This is a genomic window from Streptomyces sp. 63XJN7_1_ISO-PGPR-S23-121 (assembly GCF_056173025.1).
In genome coordinates, this window is sequence record NZ_CM149653.1 from 4937527 (window position 1) to 4953403 (window position 15877).

Genomic DNA, 15877 nt, shown 5'->3' on the forward strand with positions numbered 1-15877 from the left:
CCAGCCGGAAAACTGCAGCTCGGCCGGGTCCGGGGCTCGTGACAAGGGCCTCCTGGTCGCACTAGGGTGCGCGCCGTTGGACGAACCGATGGGGAGGCTGGGATGGCAGGGACGGAAGAGGACACCGTCGCCGCCGCGGACGATGCGCTCTACGTGCTCACGGCGGTGCTGCTGACACCGGCGAAGTTCCCGAGTGTGCTGGGCGACGACTATCCGGAGGCGTGCGCCGCGCTCGGTCTCCCCCCGCTGGCCGAGGGCTACGGCCTGGTGCTCGGTCAGGACGGGGACGGCGCCCGGTGGACCGTCGTCGTCGACGACGTCTCGCTGGTCGCCGTCGCCGTGGCCTCCTGGGACTGCGGGATGGAGTACGACCTGTCGCCGGACGAGCGCACGGTCGTCACCGCCCTGCCCGGCTGGCCCCTCGCCGTCGCCGTGGCGGCCCCGGACGTGCCCGCGCCGCACGACCCCGGCCCCGAGTCCGCCGACCGGCCCCCGCTGGCGCCGCCGGACACCTCGGTGTGGGGGCCCGCCCAGCGGCGTCTGGGGGCCGACGAGATCGCGCTCCAGTGGACGCAGTGGCGGGAACAGGTCGACGACGCCGACTTCCCGGCGCCGGCCGGTGAGTCCGGCCCAAAGGACGACGCGAAGCGGGAGGGCGGGACAAGCTCCGCGGACGCGGACGCCTCCCCGGTGTCCGCCGGCGCGACCGCCGCGGCCGGGGTCCCGGGACACGGTGGTGTCCGGAGGGTGCTCGCGGAAGCCCGCGCCTATGTCGGCACGCCACCGCCGCTCGGCCGGGTCCGGTCGTCGTTCGCGCCCGGCGACGCGCGGACCCTGCGCGCCGACGGCCCCGGCTGGTCCCTGGTGGCCAGAACCGACGACATCGCCTTCGTACTGCTCGACGACGAACCCGGCGAGGTGCTGCCGGTGGGCCGGGGGACCGAGCTGCCCGGCCTTCTGGACGCCCTCGACAAGATGGCCGTCCGGCCCAGCTGACCCGGGGGCCGACGCCCCCGCTGTATTCAACCTCTATGCGCAGCTCTCCTTCCATGTGGCTCCAACCCATGGAGGAGCACGGGGTGGGCCATCACGATGGGGCGGCCATCGGCTTCACTACCCCGTCGCGCCCCTGGAGGTCTTCCATGCGTCTGTCCCGTGCCGTCCCGTTGCTCGCCGCCGCGATGACGGCGGCGGCGCTCACCGGGCCGTCGCCCGCCACCGCCGCCGAGGGCGGCGGGCACTGCGGCCGCCAGGAGCGCGTGCGGGTGCCGGGCGCCGCCCTGGAGCGGAGCGCCTGCCTGGCCGACCTGACGACCACCGGACTGGCCGGCACCGTGTACACGGACATGGCCGACCAGGCCGGCCTGACGGCCGCGGGCACCCTCACGCCGTCCGGGGTCCCGGGCATCCAGATCGACGGCTACTTCCCGGACTCCTCGCGCTTCAACACCACGCACGGCTGGCAGCACGACGCCCAGTTCGTGATCCGGCTGCCCGACCACTGGAACGGCGGCCTCGTCGTGACGGGCGCGCCGGGCACCCGCAAGCAGTACGCGACGGACACGGCGATCTCCGACCGGGCCCTCGCCCAGGGATACGCCTACGCGGCGACCGACAAGGGCAACAGCGGGCCGGACTTCTACCGGGACGGCAAGCGGCCCGGGGACGCGGTCGCCGAGTGGAACACCCGGACCACCCAGCTCACCCGGGCCGCACGGCGCGTGGTGGCGCAGCGCTACGGACACGCGCCGCGCCGCACGTACATCGCCGGCATCTCCAACGGCGGATACCTCACCCGCTGGCAGCTGGAGAACCACCCGGAGCTGTACGACGGCGGCGTGGACTGGGAGGGCGCGCTGTGGACGGCGGACGGCCCCAGCCTGCTCACGTCGCTGCCCACGGCGGTGGCCCACGGCCTCGGCGCGGCACGGGACGAGGACATGTACGCTGCGGGGTTCGCCCGCGGCTCCGAGTTCCTGTGGCCGTACCACGAGAAGGCCTACTGGGGTCTGACCCAGAAGGTCTACCGCGCCGAGTTCGACCCGGCCTACGATCCCGCCTGCCCCGGCCCGTCCGCCGGATCCTCACTGGAGGAGATCCTGGCGCCGTGCTCCTCCGACGCGGCCTACGACTACGCGGCACGTCCCGCGTCCGTCCACCGCGCCGTGGCCCGGGTGGCGCTGACGGGGCGCATCGGGAAGCCGATGATCACCCTGCACGGCGACCTCGACGCGCTGCTGCCCCGAACGGCCGACTCCGACGTGTACGCGCGCATGATCGACGCGAGCGGGCGGGGCCGGCTGCACCGTTACTACACGGTCGAGGGCGGCACTCACGTCGACGGGCTCCACGACACCCATCCGACGAGGCTGCGCCCGATCCTGCCCTGCTTCCGGTCCGCGTTCGACGCTCTGACCGGATGGGTGGAGCGGGGCACCACGCCGCCCGCCGACCACGCGATCGGCAGGCCGGCGGACGGCGACGTGGTCAACTCCTGCGCCCTGGCCGAGCGCACCTCGGCGCGGCGTTAGCGGGTCAGCGACCGAGCTCCTTGCGCGTGGCGCGGCGCAGCCTGCGCCGCTGCGAGGGGTCCAGCGTGAGGTACGCGGCGGCCGGGACTCCGAGGACGATCAGCAGGGCGGCCCACCAGGGCAGCCAGATGAGCAGGACGAGTCCGGCCGCCACACCCCCCGCGGCGATCTTGGCGTTCTTCGACATGATGCGCCTCCACTTCGCGGCCACTGCCGCTCTCTGTCCTGGGAACGGGCCCGCGCTTCCCGCAGTTCCGCACTCCGCCCCTGAGAGGACCCCGAGATCCGACCCCGGCACGACCCCGAGACGCCGCGGGTGACGGCGCCCGGAGCACCCTCGGCCGGGCAGTGACCCATTGCACAGCATTGTCGCACCTCGCGGTGTCTTCGTACCTGTACAATCGGCGACCGCATCCCAAACTAGTCAAATTTGAGGACTTCGCCATCGCTGCGCAGACGACCCTCCCGGCAACCGCCCTCCCCGTGCCTGAACTCGCCCGGTGCCGCGCCGTGTTCCTGCCCGGCGATCCCGCCCGTGCCGGCGCGGTCGCCTTCTGGCGCCCCGCCGGCGAGGACCCGCCGCCGGTCCCGTCGGCGTCGGCCGTGGACCTGACGGTCGTGGTCCCGGACGGCGACGGAGTGAAGCCGGCTCGCGTGCCGGCCGTCCTGCTGCCGGTTCGGGAGGCGCTGCCGGTCCTCACGCGCGCGCGTGCCCACCCGGACGGGCACCCGACGGCGGTGTTCTGGGGCGCCGTCGCCCTTGAGGCCCTGCACCTGGTGGCGCGGGGGCTGTTGCTGCCCGGTCTGTCCGGGACCGACCACGACGCATGGCGTGCGGGGCCGCTGGACGCACGGGAGACCGAGCGGATCCGCCACCTCGCGGCCGCCATGCCCCCCGAGGCGCACGCGGTACCGGTGGACGGCACCGGACCGCTGCGGCTCCCCGACCCGGAACGGCTGGTGCGCGCCTTCCTGGACGCCGTCGCCGACGCCCTGCCCCGCTCCCCCGCCGCCGCGCTGGTCACGGGCGGGCCCGCATACGCGGCGGTGGAGCCCCGGAGACTGCCCGAGCTGCGTGGCTGGGCCGCCGACGTCGCCGCGGGGCACGACATGGGCGTACGCCTGTCGCTACGCGTCGAGGTGCTCGACCTGCCGGCCGCCTCCGAGGACGCGTCGCCGCTGTTCCGGGCCGTGCCGCAGGTGCACAGCGTGAGCGACCCCGCGCTCGTCGCGGATGCCGCCGAGGTGTGGTCGAACGCCGTGGGCGACGCGTTCGGCACGCGCGCGCGGACGGACACCCTGCTCGCGCTGCGCCGTGCGGCACGGGCCTGGCCGCCGCTCGCCCCGCTGCTGTCGGCCGCCGTGCCGGAGGCCGTCGAACTGGCCGACGAGGAGATCACCGAGCTTCCTCGGGGCGGGCGCCCGCGCCCTGTCCGGCGCCGGCGTCGACGTGCACTGGCCACGGGAACTGTCCCGCGACCTGACCACCCGGGTGGAGGTGGGGCCGTCCGACGGCGAACCGGTGCCGGGCGGCGCGTCCGGGGACGCCGGGCCGTCGTTCCTGTCCGCCGACGCGCTGCTCGCCTTCGACTGGTGGATCGCCCTGGGCGACGAGCGGCTCACGCGCGAGGAGCTCGACCGGCTCGCCGAGGCCGGACGGCCCGTGGTGCGGCTGCGCGACCGGTGGGTCCTCGTTGACCCCGAGGAGGTCCGCCGGGCCCGCGCGCGACAGGACCGCAAGGTCACGCCCGTCGACGCGCTCGCCGCGGCCCTGACGGGCTCCACGGAGGTCGACGGACGCCGCGTCGAGGTGCGGCCCACCGGATGGCTCGCGGCCCTGCGGGAGCGGATCGCCGATCCCGAGGGACAGGACGCCGTCGCCCAGCCGGCCGCCCTGGCCGCCACCCTGCGCGACTACCAGCGGCGGGGCCTGAACTGGCTGGCCCGCATGACGTCCCTGGGTCTGGGCTGCTGCCTCGCCGACGACATGGGCCTCGGCAAGACGATCACGCTGATCGCCCTGCACCTGCACCGGCAGACCGACGCCTCGGCCGCCGGTCCCACCCTGGTCGTCTGCCCGACGTCCCTCATGGGCAACTGGCAGCGCGAGATCGAGCGGTTCGCGCCCGGCACGCCCGTGCGGCGCTTCCACGGCCCCCGGCGCGACCTCGCGGACCTGGCCGACGGCGAGTTCGTGCTCACCACCTACGGCACCATGCGTCTGGACGCGGAACGGCTGGCCGCGGCGGAGTGGGGCATGGTCGTGGCGGACGAGGCCCAGCATGTGAAGAACCCCTACTCGGACACCGCGCGGCAGCTGCGTTCCATCGGCGCACGCGCGCGCGTGGCGCTCACGGGCACGCCGGTGGAGAACAACCTCTCGGAGCTGTGGGCCGTCCTGGACTGGGCCACCCCGGGGCTGCTGGGCCGGCTCGGCACCTTCCGCAGGCGTTACGCGGAGGCCGTCGAGAGCGGCCAGGACCCGGCCGCGGCGGAGCGGCTGGCCCGGCTCGTGCGCCCCTTCCTGCTCCGGCGCCGCAAGTCTGACCCGGGGATCGCGCCCGAACTGCCTCCGAAGACCGAGACGGACCATCCCGTGTCGCTGACCGCGGAGCAGACGGGCCTGTACGAGGCGGTGGTGCGCGAGGCGCTGGCGGAGATCGCCGGGGCCGACAGCATGGCGCGGCGGGGACTGATCGTGAAACTGCTGACGAGTCTGAAGCAGATCTGCAACCACCCGGCGCAGTACCTCAAGGAGGAGCGCCCCGGCGGGCCGGTGATCGCGGGCCGCTCCGGGAAGCTGGAGCTCCTGGACGAGCTGCTCGACACGATCCTCGCCGAGGAGGCGAGTGTGCTCGTGTTCACCCAGTACGTGCGGATGGCACGGTTGCTCGAGCAGCATCTGGCGGCCCGCGGCGTGCCGGCGCTCCTCCTGCACGGCGGTACGTCCGTCGCCGGACGGGAGTCGCTGGTACGGCGGTTCCAGGACGGCGAGGTCCCCGTCTTCCTGCTGTCCCTCAAGGCCGCGGGCACCGGACTGAACCTCACGCGTGCGGAGCACGTCGTGCACTACGACCGCTGGTGGAATCCGGCCGTCGAGGCCCAGGCCACCGACCGTGCCCACCGCATCGGCCAGACCCGGCCGGTACAGGTGCACCGGCTGATCGCCGAGGGAACCGTGGAGGACCGCATCGCGGCCCTGCTGAGCCGCAAGAGCGCGCTGGCCGACGCCGTGCTGGGTGCGGGCGAGGCGGCGCTCACGGAGCTGACGGACGCCGAACTGTCCGATCTGGTCGACCTGCGAGGGGGTGTCCGATGACCCGGCACGACGGTGACTGCGCGTTCGAGGGCGGGAACGGCGACGAGGAGCGGACCTTCGCCCCGCTGCCGCCCGCGCACGGCAGGGGGTTCGCGCGGACCTGGTGGGGACAGGCCTGGCTGAAGGCCCTGGAGGACGCGGCCCTGGACGGGTCGCAGGTGAAGGCGGGGCGACGTCTCGCGCGCGCGGGAGCGGTGGGAGCGGTCTCGGTGCGGCCGGGCCGCATCACGGCGGTGGTCCAGGACCGGGACCGTACGGCACACCGCGCCGACGTCCTGCTGGAGGAGCTGCCACCCGAGCAGTGGGATCGCTTTGTCGACATGACGGTCGAGCGGTCCGGGCATGTCGCGGCGTTGCTGGACGGGGAGATGCCCCCGCATCTCGTCGAGGACGCGGCGTCGGCCGGCATCGACCTGCTGCCGGGACTGGGTGACCTGGAACCGGAGTGCGACTGCGGCGCCTGGGACCACTGCGGGCACACCGCGGCGCTCTGCTACCAGGTGGCGCGGCTGCTGGACCAGGATCCCCTCGTCCTCCTGCTGATGCGCGGGCGCGGCGAGAGTGCCGTGCTGTCCGCCCTGCAGGCGCACGACGGCACGCCCGCCGAAGCGCCGGCCGCACGGCCGGAAGGGGTGGACGCCGCCGAGGCGTACGCGGCCGGACAGATACTGCCCCCGCTGCCACCGCCGCCCCTTCTGCCGGACGGACCGGGAGAGCCGCCCGCCCTGGACACCGAGACGGCGCCCCCGTCCGGCGTCGACCCGGCGGCGCTGGTCTTCCTGGCCTCCCGTACCGCGGCGGAGGCGCACCGTCTGCTCGGCGACGCCCTGCGCCCCGGGCACGACCGGCAGCCGCACGGCCCGGAGCCGACGGCCGCGCAGGACGCGGTCCGGCTCGCCGCGGGCGGCCCCGGGGCGGCCGTGCGGGACCGGCTCGGCGACGGCTCGGGGCGCGGCCCCGAGGCGCTGGCCGCCGCCGTGCGCGCGTGGCGGCTGGGGGGCGGGGCGGCGCTGTCGGTGCTCGAGGAGGAGTGGACGGTGCGGGGCGACGCGCTGGCACGCGCGCGTGCGGCACTGGACTCGGCGTGGGACGGGGAGGAACGGCCGGCCCTGCGGGCGCGGGCGAACCGGTGGACCGCCGTCGGTTCTCCGCACCAGCTCCGCCTGGACCGCGCCGGCCGCTGGTGGCCGTTCCGCGAGGAAGGCGGCCGCTGGGTTCCGGTGGGCGGTCCGGCGCAGGACCCGGCGACGGCCCTGGCCTCGGCGGCGGCCGGGGACGAGCCGTGACGCCGTGACCACCCGCGGCGGCGGGGGCGTCGGATCCGGCACCCGCGCGTCGCGGGGCGGGTGCCCCACGACGGCCGCTCCGGCCTCGTCCGGTGGAGACGGACGAGGCCGGAGCGGTCCTTTCGGGCGCAGCGCTCAGCGGGCGCCGAGGAGGTGGTCCATGGCGAGCTGGTCGAGGTGCTCGAAGGCCATGCCGCGGGCGGCGGCGGCGTCGACGTCGAACGTGTCGAAGGCCGCGGTGTCCTCGAGGAGGCCCTTGAGCCCGTCGGGGGCGGTGGGCTGGGCGAGTTCGTCCAGGCGGGCCGCGGCGAGCGCCTCCTGCACGGCGGGATCGGCGCGGAAGGCGGCGGCCCGGTCCTTGAGGATGAGGTAGTTGCGCATGCAGCCGGCCGCCGACGCCCACACACCGTCGAAGTCCTCGGTCCGCGGCGGCTTGAAGTCGAAGTGCCGCGGCCCCGCGTACCCGGCGCGCTCCAGCAGGTCGACGAGCCAGAACGCGGCGCGCAGGTCACCGGCGCCGAAGCGGAGGTCCTGGTCGTACTTGATGCCCGACTGACCGTTGAGGTCGATGTGGAACAGCTTGCCCGCCCAGAGGGCCTGCGCGATGCCGTGCGGGAAGTTCAGTCCGGCCATCTGCTCGTGGCCGACCTCGGGGTTCACGCCGTACAGCTCGGGGCGCTCCAGCCGCTCGATGAACGCGAGCGCGTGTCCGACGGTGGGCAGCAGGATGTCGCCGCGCGGCTCGTTCGGCTTCGGCTCGATGGCGAACCTGATGTCGTAGCCCTGACCGGTGACGTACTCACCCAGCAGGTCGAAGGCCTCCTTCATGCGGTCGAGCGCGTCCCGCACGTCCTTGGCGGCCCCGGACTCGGCGCCCTCGCGGCCGCCCCAGGCCACGTACACCGACGCGCCCAGCTCCACCGCGAGGTCGATGTTGCGGATCGTCTTGCGCAGCGCGTAGCGGCGCACGTCGCGGTCGTTCGCCGTGAAGGCGCCGTCCTTGAACACCGGGTGCGTGAACAGGTTCGTCGTCGCCATCGGCACCTTCATGCCGGTCGCGTCCAGCGCCTGGCGGAACCGCTTGACCGTGGCCTGCCGCTCCGTGTCGCTCGAGCCGAACGGGATCAGGTCGTCGTCGTGGAACGTGACCCCGTACGCGCCCAGCTCGGCCAGCCGCTGCACCGACTCGACCGGATCGAGGGCCGGACGGGTGGCGTCACCGAACGGGTCCCGGCCCTGCCAGCCGACCGTCCACAGACCGAAGGTGAACTTGTCCTCGGGAGTGGGCTGGTAGTTCATTCCACGGCTCCTTGCTCGCTGGCGACTATTTCGTCATGGCGGTTTACAAATTAGTATGCACACGCGGTCCGGGGAAGGGAACCAGGTGCCCCCGACGGATCGTGTCCGGGTCCCCGCGACCCGGTCCCGCCACAGAACCCCAGCTCAGGCCGCCCTGAGCCAACAGAGCCGCAAGCCCCGGAAGAGGGAGTAGCCCGATGTCAGCAGCCGAGGGTCCGCTCGTCGTCGGCGTGGACACGTCCACCCAGTCCACGAAGGCGCTGGTCGTCGACGCGGCCACCGGCCGGGTCGTCGCGAGCGGCCAGGCACCCCACACGGTGTCGTCCGGGGCCGGCCGCGAGAGCGACCCGCGGCAGTGGTGGGACGCCCTGCGCACGGCCCTGGACCAGTGCGGCGACGCGGCCCGCGAGGCCGCCGCCGTGTCGATCGGGGGCCAGCAGCACGGACTCGTCACGCTGGACGCCGACGGCGAACCGGTGCGCCCGGCCCTGCTGTGGAACGACGTGCGCTCGGCGCCGCAGGCCCGCCGGCTGATCGAGGAGCTGGGCGGCGCCAAGGCCTGGGCGGAGCGCACCGGCAGCGTGCCCGGCGCCTCCTTCACCGTCACCAAGTGGGCCTGGCTGGCCGAGAACGAGCCGGAGGCGGTCCGCGCCGTCAAGGCCGTGCGCCTCCCCCACGACTACCTCACCGAGCGGCTCACCGGCGAGGGGACCACCGACCGCGGCGACGCCTCCGGCACCGGCTGGTGGGCGTCCGGGACCGAGTCGTACGACGAGGAGACCCTCGCGCACGTGGGGCTCGATCCGGCGCTGCTGCCCCGGCCGGTCGGGCCCGGTGAGGTGGCCGGCACCGTGCGCGACAGCCACGACCTGCCGTTCAGCAAGGGCACCCTGGTCGCCGCGGGCACCGGCGACAACGCGGCCGCCGCGCTCGGCCTCGGGGTGCGCCCCGGAGTGCCGGTGATGAGCCTCGGCACCTCCGGCACGGTGTACGCCGTGTCGCGGCGGCGGCCGGCCGACCCGACGGGCACCGTGGCGGGCTTCGCCGACGCCCGCGGCGACTGGCTGCCGCTGGCCTGCACCCTGAACTGCACGCTCGCCGTCGACCGCGTGGCGGCCCTGCTGGGCCTGGACCGGGAGGCCGTCGAACCCGGCACGGACGTCACGCTCCTGCCCTACCTGGACGGCGAGCGCACCCCGAACCTGCCGCACTCCTCCGGCCTGCTGTACGGACTGCGCCACGACACGACCGCCGGCCAGCTGCTCCAGGCCGCGTACGACGGCGCCGTCCACTCGCTGCTCGGCGCGCTCGACCTGGTCCTCGACGCGGACGCGGACCCCTCCTCGCCGCTGCTGCTGATCGGCGGCGGTGCGCGCGGAGCGGCGTGGCAGCAGACCGTGCGGCGCCTCTCCGGGCGTCCCGTCCAGATCCCCGAGGCCAGGGAGCTGGTGGCGCTCGGAGCCGCGGCCCAGGCGGCCGGCCTGCTCACCGGCGAGGATCCGGCGGCCGTCGCCCGGCGCTGGGACACGGCGGCCGGGCCGGTGCTCGATGCCGTGGAACGGGACGAGGCGACGCTGGCCCGGATCGCCGGGGTAGTCTCCGACGCGGCGCCGCTCCTGGGGCGGAACGGGGGCACCCGCTGACGACGTGTCCGCGCGGGGCGGCGGCGCCACCGCCGGACACGGTCACGCGCCGCCCCGCCGGTCGCCTCCGGGCGTCCCACCGACGGAGCCGGTGGGACGCTGGGACTGCCCCGGTCACCGGCCGAGGCCGCCGGCCCTGCCCGGACCCGGGCAGGTGCGTGGCCGGGGGCGGACGCGTGGCCGGGGGCGGACGCGTGGCCGGGGGCGGGTGAGGCCGCCCCGAGGACCGACGAGCACCGACCGAGCAGCGCATACGTACCGACCGAGGACTGACGGAGGCATGACCGCACCCCCGCACGAAGCGCGACCGGCCCGCCGCGGCCGTGCGCTGCCGGACACCCAGCAGGGCATGCGCCGCCGCAACCTCTCGCGGGTGATGCACACCGTCGGCGCCGAGGGGCCGCTGTCCCGGGCGGCCGTCGCCTCCCGGATCGGGCTGACCCGCGCCGCCGTGTCGACCCTCGTGGACGAACTGATCCGCTCGGGCCTGCTGGAGGAGCTGGGCCCCGAACGTCCCGGCCGGGTGGGCAGGCCCGGATCCGCGCTCGCCGTCAGCGCGAAGGGCCCGGCCGGGATCGGCGCGGAGGTCGGCGTCGACCACCTCGCGGTCTGCGCGGTCGACCTGCGCGGCCGAGTACGGGCGCGGGCCGTGCGCTACGGCAGCAATCGCGGCCGCTCGCTCGAGCCGGTCGTCGAGCAGCTCACCGGCCTGGTGCGGGCGGTCGCCGCGGAGGCGGAGGCCGAGGGCTTGTGGCCGGCCGGGCTGGCCGTGGCCGTGCCGGGTCTCGTGGCGCGGGACGGGCGGACCGTCGTACGCGCCCCGAACCTCGACTGGCACGACGCCGACCTCGGCGCGCTGCTGCCCTCCGACGTGCCGCTGGCCGTGGACAACGAGGCCAACTTCGGCGCGCTCGCCGAGCTCTGGCTCGGGGACGGCGCCCCGCGGGACTTCCTCCACGTCTCCGCCGAGATCGGCATCGGCGCGGCCGTGGTCGTCGACGGGCGCCTGCTGCGCGGGACCCGGGGCTTCGCGGGCGAGCTGGGACACATGCCGGTGCATCCGGACGGGCCGGAGTGCGCCTGCGGGGGCCGCGGCTGCCTGGAGCAGTACGCCGGTGAGAAGGCGGTGCTGCGCGCGGCCGGTGTGGAACCGGGCGAGGACCGGGTCGGGCTGCTCGCGGGACGCGCCGCCGACGGGGACGAGGGCGTACGACGCGCCCTGTGCGAGGCGGGGACCGCGCTGGGCATCGCACTGACCGGGGCCGTCAACCTGCTGGATCCCGAGAGTGTGGTGCTGGGCGGGGCACTGGCCGGGCTCGCACCCTGGCTGCTGCCGTCCCTGCGGGAGGAGCTGGCCAGGCGCACGGCCGGCCCGGCCTGTCCCGTGTCCGTGTCGGAACTCGGCCCGCAGGGACCGCTGCTCGGCGCGGCGCACTCGGTGATCCGGGGCGTGCTGGACGATCCCGCGGCCGCGGTGGCCGACCGGGTATGAGACCGGCGGGCCGGCCGGGCCGGAGTCCGGGAGCAGCACCCGGCATCCCACCGCCCTCACTCGTTCGAGTGAGGGCGGTATCCACAACACCGCCGTCGTCCACCGGACCACGACGCACTCTTATGCCCAACCCGCGTCCCTCGTACGGTGGTTCACGCGGAGCCCCGCGTGACCGCAGCGCAGGGGCCTCGTGACGTCCAGACCGCTCCTCGGCGTTCGGCCCCGGTCCTCGCAACCAAGCCGTCGCAGCACCGTTGGCCACCGTGTGCGGCACGGCGCCGCGCCGTGGAACCGCGCACCCCCACCCGCGCACCACCCCCACCCACGAAAGGCGGTCCTCCCGTGGAAACGGAAAGGGCAACACCTTCCCCGACCAGACGACGCCTCCTCCAGGGCGCCGCACTCGCCACCGTCTCCTCCGCGCTGCTGTCGGGCACGCGGGCCGCCGCACGGCCCCTGGCCGCCGTCGACTACCCGTCGACCGAGTGGCAGCCGGCGAGCACGTCGAACTACAGCCGGTCCAGCCGCCCCGCCACCTACCCCGTCGACTACGTGGTCGTCCACGTCACGCAGGAGACGTACGCCGACACGCTCTCCATCTTCGGCAACCCCGACAGGCAGGTGTCCGCCCACTACGTCGTCCGGTCCGCCGACGGACACGTCGCGCAGTGCGTCCGGGAGGCCGACATCGCCTGGCACGCCGGGAACTGGGACTACAACACCCGCAGCATCGGCATCGAGCACGAGGCCTGGGTGGACCGGCCGGAGTACCTCACCGACGCGCTGTACGAGCAGTCGGCGCGGCTCACCGCGGCGATCTGCGCCACGTACGGCATCCCCATGGACCGGGCGCACATCATCGGGCACTACGAGGTGCCGGGCAGCGACCACACCGATCCGGGTCCGCTGTGGGACTGGACCCGGTACATCAGGCTGGTCAATTTCGCCTGACGCGTGGCGGACGGCCACGTTCGGGTGATCGGGCCGGTCGAAGTGGTTGTCCGAGCCCATCCGCGGAGTGACGATGTCCCCGTCGTATCGCTCTCCGGGGAGGCCGAGTTGACCGATTCATGGCTGGCTCTGGAACCTGGGGCCGATCCCGTCGAACGCGCGCGGACGCTGCGCCGCGCGCACGCGACGTTCACCGAGGCGGGCACGGTGCCGCGGCCCGTGCGCGCCGTGGTGGCCGAGTCGTGGCGGCGGTCCGTCCGGGCGGGTGTCGGCCCGGACGGCACCGCGAGCGTCGAGCTCATGGACGGTGACCTCGGCTCCTACCGCGCCGAGCACCCGCTGGCACGGGTGATGCCGCTGTTCCGCGAGCTCCTGGGCGCGTTCGCGGCCGACGGCGAGCATCTGCTGGCGGTGTGCGACGCGCACGGCAGGCTGCTGTGGGTCGAGGGTGATCCGGCCACCCGGCGCCGGGCGGGGCGGATGAACTTCGTGCCGGGAGCCCGGTGGGCGGAGTCCGCGGTGGGGACTAACGCGCCGGGCACGGCGGTGGCCGTCGGCCGGCCGGTCCAGGTCTTCGCGGCCGAGCACTTCATCCGGCGGGTGCAGCCGTGGACGTGCGCCGCGGCTCCGGTGCACGATCCGCGCACCGGGCGGGTGCTGGGCGCCGTGGACATCACGGGCGGGAACGGGCTCGCGCATCCGCACAGCCTGGGCTTCGTCCAGGCGGTGGCCCGTGCCGCGGAGTCCCAGCTGGCACTGCTGACGCCGGAGCGGCCCGCCGCAGGCACCGCCGAGCTGACCGCGCTGGGCCGTGACGAGGCGCTGCTCGGCCGCGGCGGCGAAAGGATCCGGCTCAGCCGACGGCACAGCGAGATCGTGGTGCTGCTGGCACAGCACCCGGAGGGTCTGACCGGCGACGAGCTGCTGTGCGCGCTGTACGAGGACGAGACGGTGCCGCCGGTGACCCTGCGTGCCGAGCTGGCTCGGCTGCGCGGGGTTCTGGGGCCTGGGGTGCTGGCGTCCCGCCCCTACCGGCTGACGCTGCCCGTCGAGTCCGACGTCGCCGTGGTCGAGCGCCGGCTGCGGGCGGGGGGCGTGACGGCGGCCTCGGCGGCGTACGCCGGTCCGCTGCTGCCCGGTTCGCAGGCCCCGGCGGTGGCACGGCACCGGCGCCGGCTCGCCGACGGCCTGCGCACCGCGCTGATCGCCTGCCGTGACCCCGACCTCCTGGCCGACTGGGCGCACGCGCCGTGGGGCGAGGACGACCTGGACGTCTGGCGTGCGCTGGCCGCGGTCCGGCCCACCGCGGCGGTGGTGTCCCGGCTCGCCGCGCTGGAGTCCGAGCTGGCGGCGCCGCGCGCGGTGACGTCCCGAAGGTGAACGGCCGGCGCGCGTGCGGGGCGGCCGCCCCGCACGCAACGTCCCCGCAACGTCGCGCTCCCTAGCGTCCTGGGGAGCTGTCCAACGGCGGGCAGCGCACGCTGAGGGAGGCAGACCACGATGACCCGTTACGCGGCGCCCGGTACCGAGGGCGCGATCGTCTCCTACGAGTCGCGCTACGACCACTTCATCGGTGGGGAGTACGTGCCGCCGGTGCGCGGGCAGTACTTCGAGAACCCGTCCCCGGTGAACGGGCAGCCGTTCACGGAGATCGCGCGCGGTACGGCGGAGGACGTGGAGCGGGCGCTCGACGCGGCGCACGGGGCCGCCCCGGGCTGGGGCCGCACGTCGGTGACCGAACGGTCCGGGATCCTGCTGAAGATCGCCGACCGCATGGAGGCGAACCTCGAACGCCTGGCGGTCGCCGAGAGCTGGGAGAACGGCAAGCCGGTACGCGAGACGCTGGCGGCCGACGTCCCGCTGGCCATCGACCACTTCCGTTACTTCGCGGGCGCGATCCGCGCGCAGGAGGGCTCGATCGGCGAGGTCGACGACGACACCGTCGCCTACCACTTCCACGAGCCGCTGGGCGTGGTCGCGCAGATCATCCCGTGGAACTTCCCGATCCTGATGGCCACCTGGAAGCTCGCCCCCGCTCTCGCCGCCGGCAACGCGGTGGTCCTGAAGCCCGCCGAGCAGACCCCGGCCTCGATCCACTACTGGCTGAGCCTGGTCGCGGACCTGCTGCCGCCGGGTGTCGTCAACGTCGTCAACGGCTTCGGGGCGGAGGCGGGCAAGCCGCTGGCATCCAGCCCGCGGGTGGCGAAGGTGGCGTTCACCGGAGAGACCACCACCGGGCGGCTGATCATGCAGTACGCCTCGGAGAACATCAAACCGGTCACCCTGGAGCTCGGCGGCAAGTCGCCGAACATCTTCTTCGACGACGTCTGGGCGCGGGACGACGACTTCCGCGACAAGGCGCTCGAGGGCTTCACGATGTTCGCGCTCAACCAGGGCGAGGTGTGCACCTGCCCGTCCCGGGCCCTGATCCAGCGCGGCCACTACGCCGAGTTCATGGAGGCCGCGGTCGCCCGCACCGAGCTGATCACCCCGGGCCACCCGCTGGACACCGACACGATGATCGGCGCCCAGGCGTCCAACGACCAGCTGGAGAAGATCCTTGCCTACCTGGACATCGGCCGGCAGGAGGGCGCCAAGGTGCTCACCGGCGGCGAGCGCTTCGAGCACGAGGGCGAGCTGAAGGGCGGCTACTACGTCCAGCCCACGATCTTCGAGGGCCACAACCGCATGCGGATCTTCCAGGAGGAGATCTTCGGCCCGGTCGTGTCGGTCACGTCGTTCGACGACTTCGACGACGCGATCAGGACCGCCAACGACACGCTGTACGGTCTCGGCGCCGGGGTGTGGACCCGCGACATGAACACCGCCTACCGCGCGGGCCGGGCGATCCAGGCGGGACGCGTCTGGACGAACTGCTACCACGCCTACCCGGCACACGCCGCGTTCGGCGGCTACAAGCAGTCGGGGATCGGCCGGGAGAACCACCGGATGATGCTGGATCACTACCAGCAGACGAAGAACATTCTTTGTTCTTACAGCCCTCGGAAGCTTGGCTTCTTCTAGAGCCTGAAGTCGGGTTGCCTGGAGGCAATCTTGCGCTCCGGGCAACCAAGCTTGCGGCACCAAATGTAATCAATTGAACTTGTCAAGATCGAAGAGCTATAGGCCGCACAGCCCACGTCGCACGACATCCCACCTCTACCACCATCCCCGATGCGAAGTCGCCCGTGCTCGCGCCGTCGCGGCCGGACCACCGACGCCGTCAACCGTCGCACCTCGTCCACCTGACGTGCCCGTGGCGGGAGCAGCGCCCGCCTGGCGGACGTCGGTCGGCGCCCTGGTCGGTCCGGGCGCCGGTCTGGCACTGGAATCGCTCCTGCGCGGCGACGCCGAGG

Annotated in this window: 10 protein-coding genes and 1 pseudogene; 9 read left to right on the forward strand and 2 right to left on the reverse strand. The window is 74.3% G+C overall.

Annotated elements, in window-relative coordinates:
- Positions 1 to 102: 102 nt before the first annotated feature.
- Together AC0VYN_RS21915 and AC0VYN_RS21920 are read left to right on the forward strand one after the other, a co-directional pair.
- A complete protein-coding gene (locus tag AC0VYN_RS21915; RefSeq protein ID WP_475532338.1) occupies positions 103 to 996 on the forward strand; it encodes a hypothetical protein in 894 nt (297 codons plus the stop codon).
- Positions 997 to 1142: 146 nt separating this feature from the next.
- Positions 1143 to 2531, forward strand: coding sequence for a tannase/feruloyl esterase family alpha/beta hydrolase (locus AC0VYN_RS21920; protein WP_475532339.1), 1389 nt, complete (start codon positions 1143 to 1145; stop codon positions 2529 to 2531).
- Between the two features lie 4 nt (positions 2532 to 2535).
- Here the strand turns inward: AC0VYN_RS21920 and AC0VYN_RS21925 are convergent, their stop codons facing one another.
- Positions 2536 to 2718, reverse strand: a complete 183-nt coding sequence (locus AC0VYN_RS21925; protein WP_385465909.1) for a hypothetical protein — start codon at positions 2716 to 2718, stop codon at positions 2536 to 2538.
- Between the two features lie 257 nt (positions 2719 to 2975).
- On the opposite strand from AC0VYN_RS21925, the pseudogene AC0VYN_RS21930 reads away from it, so the two are divergent.
- Positions 2976 to 5850: pseudogene (locus AC0VYN_RS21930) on the forward strand (DEAD/DEAH box helicase).
- A complete protein-coding gene (locus AC0VYN_RS21935) occupies positions 5847 to 7136 on the forward strand; it encodes an SWIM zinc finger family protein (protein WP_475532340.1) in 1290 nt (429 codons plus the stop codon). Before AC0VYN_RS21930 ends, AC0VYN_RS21935 begins: the two are co-directional and overlap by 4 nt.
- A 135-nt stretch (positions 7137 to 7271) precedes the next feature.
- On the opposite strand, the gene xylA is transcribed toward AC0VYN_RS21935, so the two are convergent.
- Complete coding sequence (xylA, locus tag AC0VYN_RS21940; RefSeq protein WP_451690793.1) at positions 7272 to 8435, reverse strand: xylose isomerase; 1164 nt, start codon at positions 8433 to 8435, stop codon at positions 7272 to 7274.
- A 197-nt stretch (positions 8436 to 8632) separates the two neighbouring features.
- On the opposite strand from xylA, the gene xylB reads away from it, so the two are divergent.
- From xylB to exaC, 5 genes are all read left to right on the forward strand, one after another.
- Positions 8633 to 10078: a xylulokinase gene (gene xylB, locus AC0VYN_RS21945; RefSeq protein WP_475532341.1), complete on the forward strand. Its 1446-nt coding sequence runs from the start codon at positions 8633 to 8635 to the stop codon at positions 10076 to 10078.
- A gap of 280 nt (positions 10079 to 10358) precedes the next feature.
- Positions 10359 to 11570 carry an ROK family protein gene (locus tag AC0VYN_RS21950; RefSeq protein WP_475532342.1) on the forward strand — a complete coding sequence of 404 codons (1212 nt, stop codon included), beginning with the start codon at positions 10359 to 10361 and terminating at the stop codon, positions 11568 to 11570.
- 342 nt (positions 11571 to 11912) lie between these two features.
- Entirely contained in the window at positions 11913 to 12521 is a 609-nt protein-coding gene (locus tag AC0VYN_RS21955) for an N-acetylmuramoyl-L-alanine amidase (RefSeq protein WP_475532343.1), read from the forward strand.
- Between the two features lie 108 nt (positions 12522 to 12629).
- Positions 12630 to 13901, forward strand: coding sequence for a GAF domain-containing protein (locus AC0VYN_RS21960; RefSeq protein ID WP_475532344.1), 1272 nt, complete (start codon positions 12630 to 12632; stop codon positions 13899 to 13901).
- Positions 13902 to 14021: 120 nt separating this feature from the next.
- On the forward strand, positions 14022 to 15545 hold the full coding sequence (gene exaC / locus AC0VYN_RS21965) for an acetaldehyde dehydrogenase ExaC (protein WP_475532345.1): 1524 nt from the start codon (positions 14022 to 14024) through the stop codon (positions 15543 to 15545).
- Positions 15546 to 15877 lie beyond the last annotated feature (332 nt).

Excerpts from the sequence above, each read along its gene's own strand:
- exaC (WP_475532345.1), top strand. The coding sequence starts at position 14,022 with ATGACCCGTTACGCGGCGCCCGGTACCGAGGGCGCGATCGTCTCCTAC.
- AC0VYN_RS21915 (WP_475532338.1), top strand. The coding sequence starts at position 103 with ATGGCAGGGACGGAAGAGGACACCGTCGCCGCCGCGGACGATGCGCTC.
- xylA (WP_451690793.1), bottom strand. The coding sequence starts at position 8,435 with ATGAACTACCAGCCCACTCCCGAGGACAAGTTCACCTTCGGTCTGTGG.
- AC0VYN_RS21925 (WP_385465909.1), bottom strand. The coding sequence starts at position 2,718 with ATGTCGAAGAACGCCAAGATCGCCGCGGGGGGTGTGGCGGCCGGACTC.
- AC0VYN_RS21935 (WP_475532340.1), top strand. The coding sequence starts at position 5,847 with ATGACCCGGCACGACGGTGACTGCGCGTTCGAGGGCGGGAACGGCGAC.
- xylB (WP_475532341.1), top strand. The coding sequence starts at position 8,633 with ATGTCAGCAGCCGAGGGTCCGCTCGTCGTCGGCGTGGACACGTCCACC.
- AC0VYN_RS21950 (WP_475532342.1), top strand. The coding sequence starts at position 10,359 with ATGACCGCACCCCCGCACGAAGCGCGACCGGCCCGCCGCGGCCGTGCG.
- AC0VYN_RS21920 (WP_475532339.1), top strand. The coding sequence starts at position 1,143 with ATGCGTCTGTCCCGTGCCGTCCCGTTGCTCGCCGCCGCGATGACGGCG.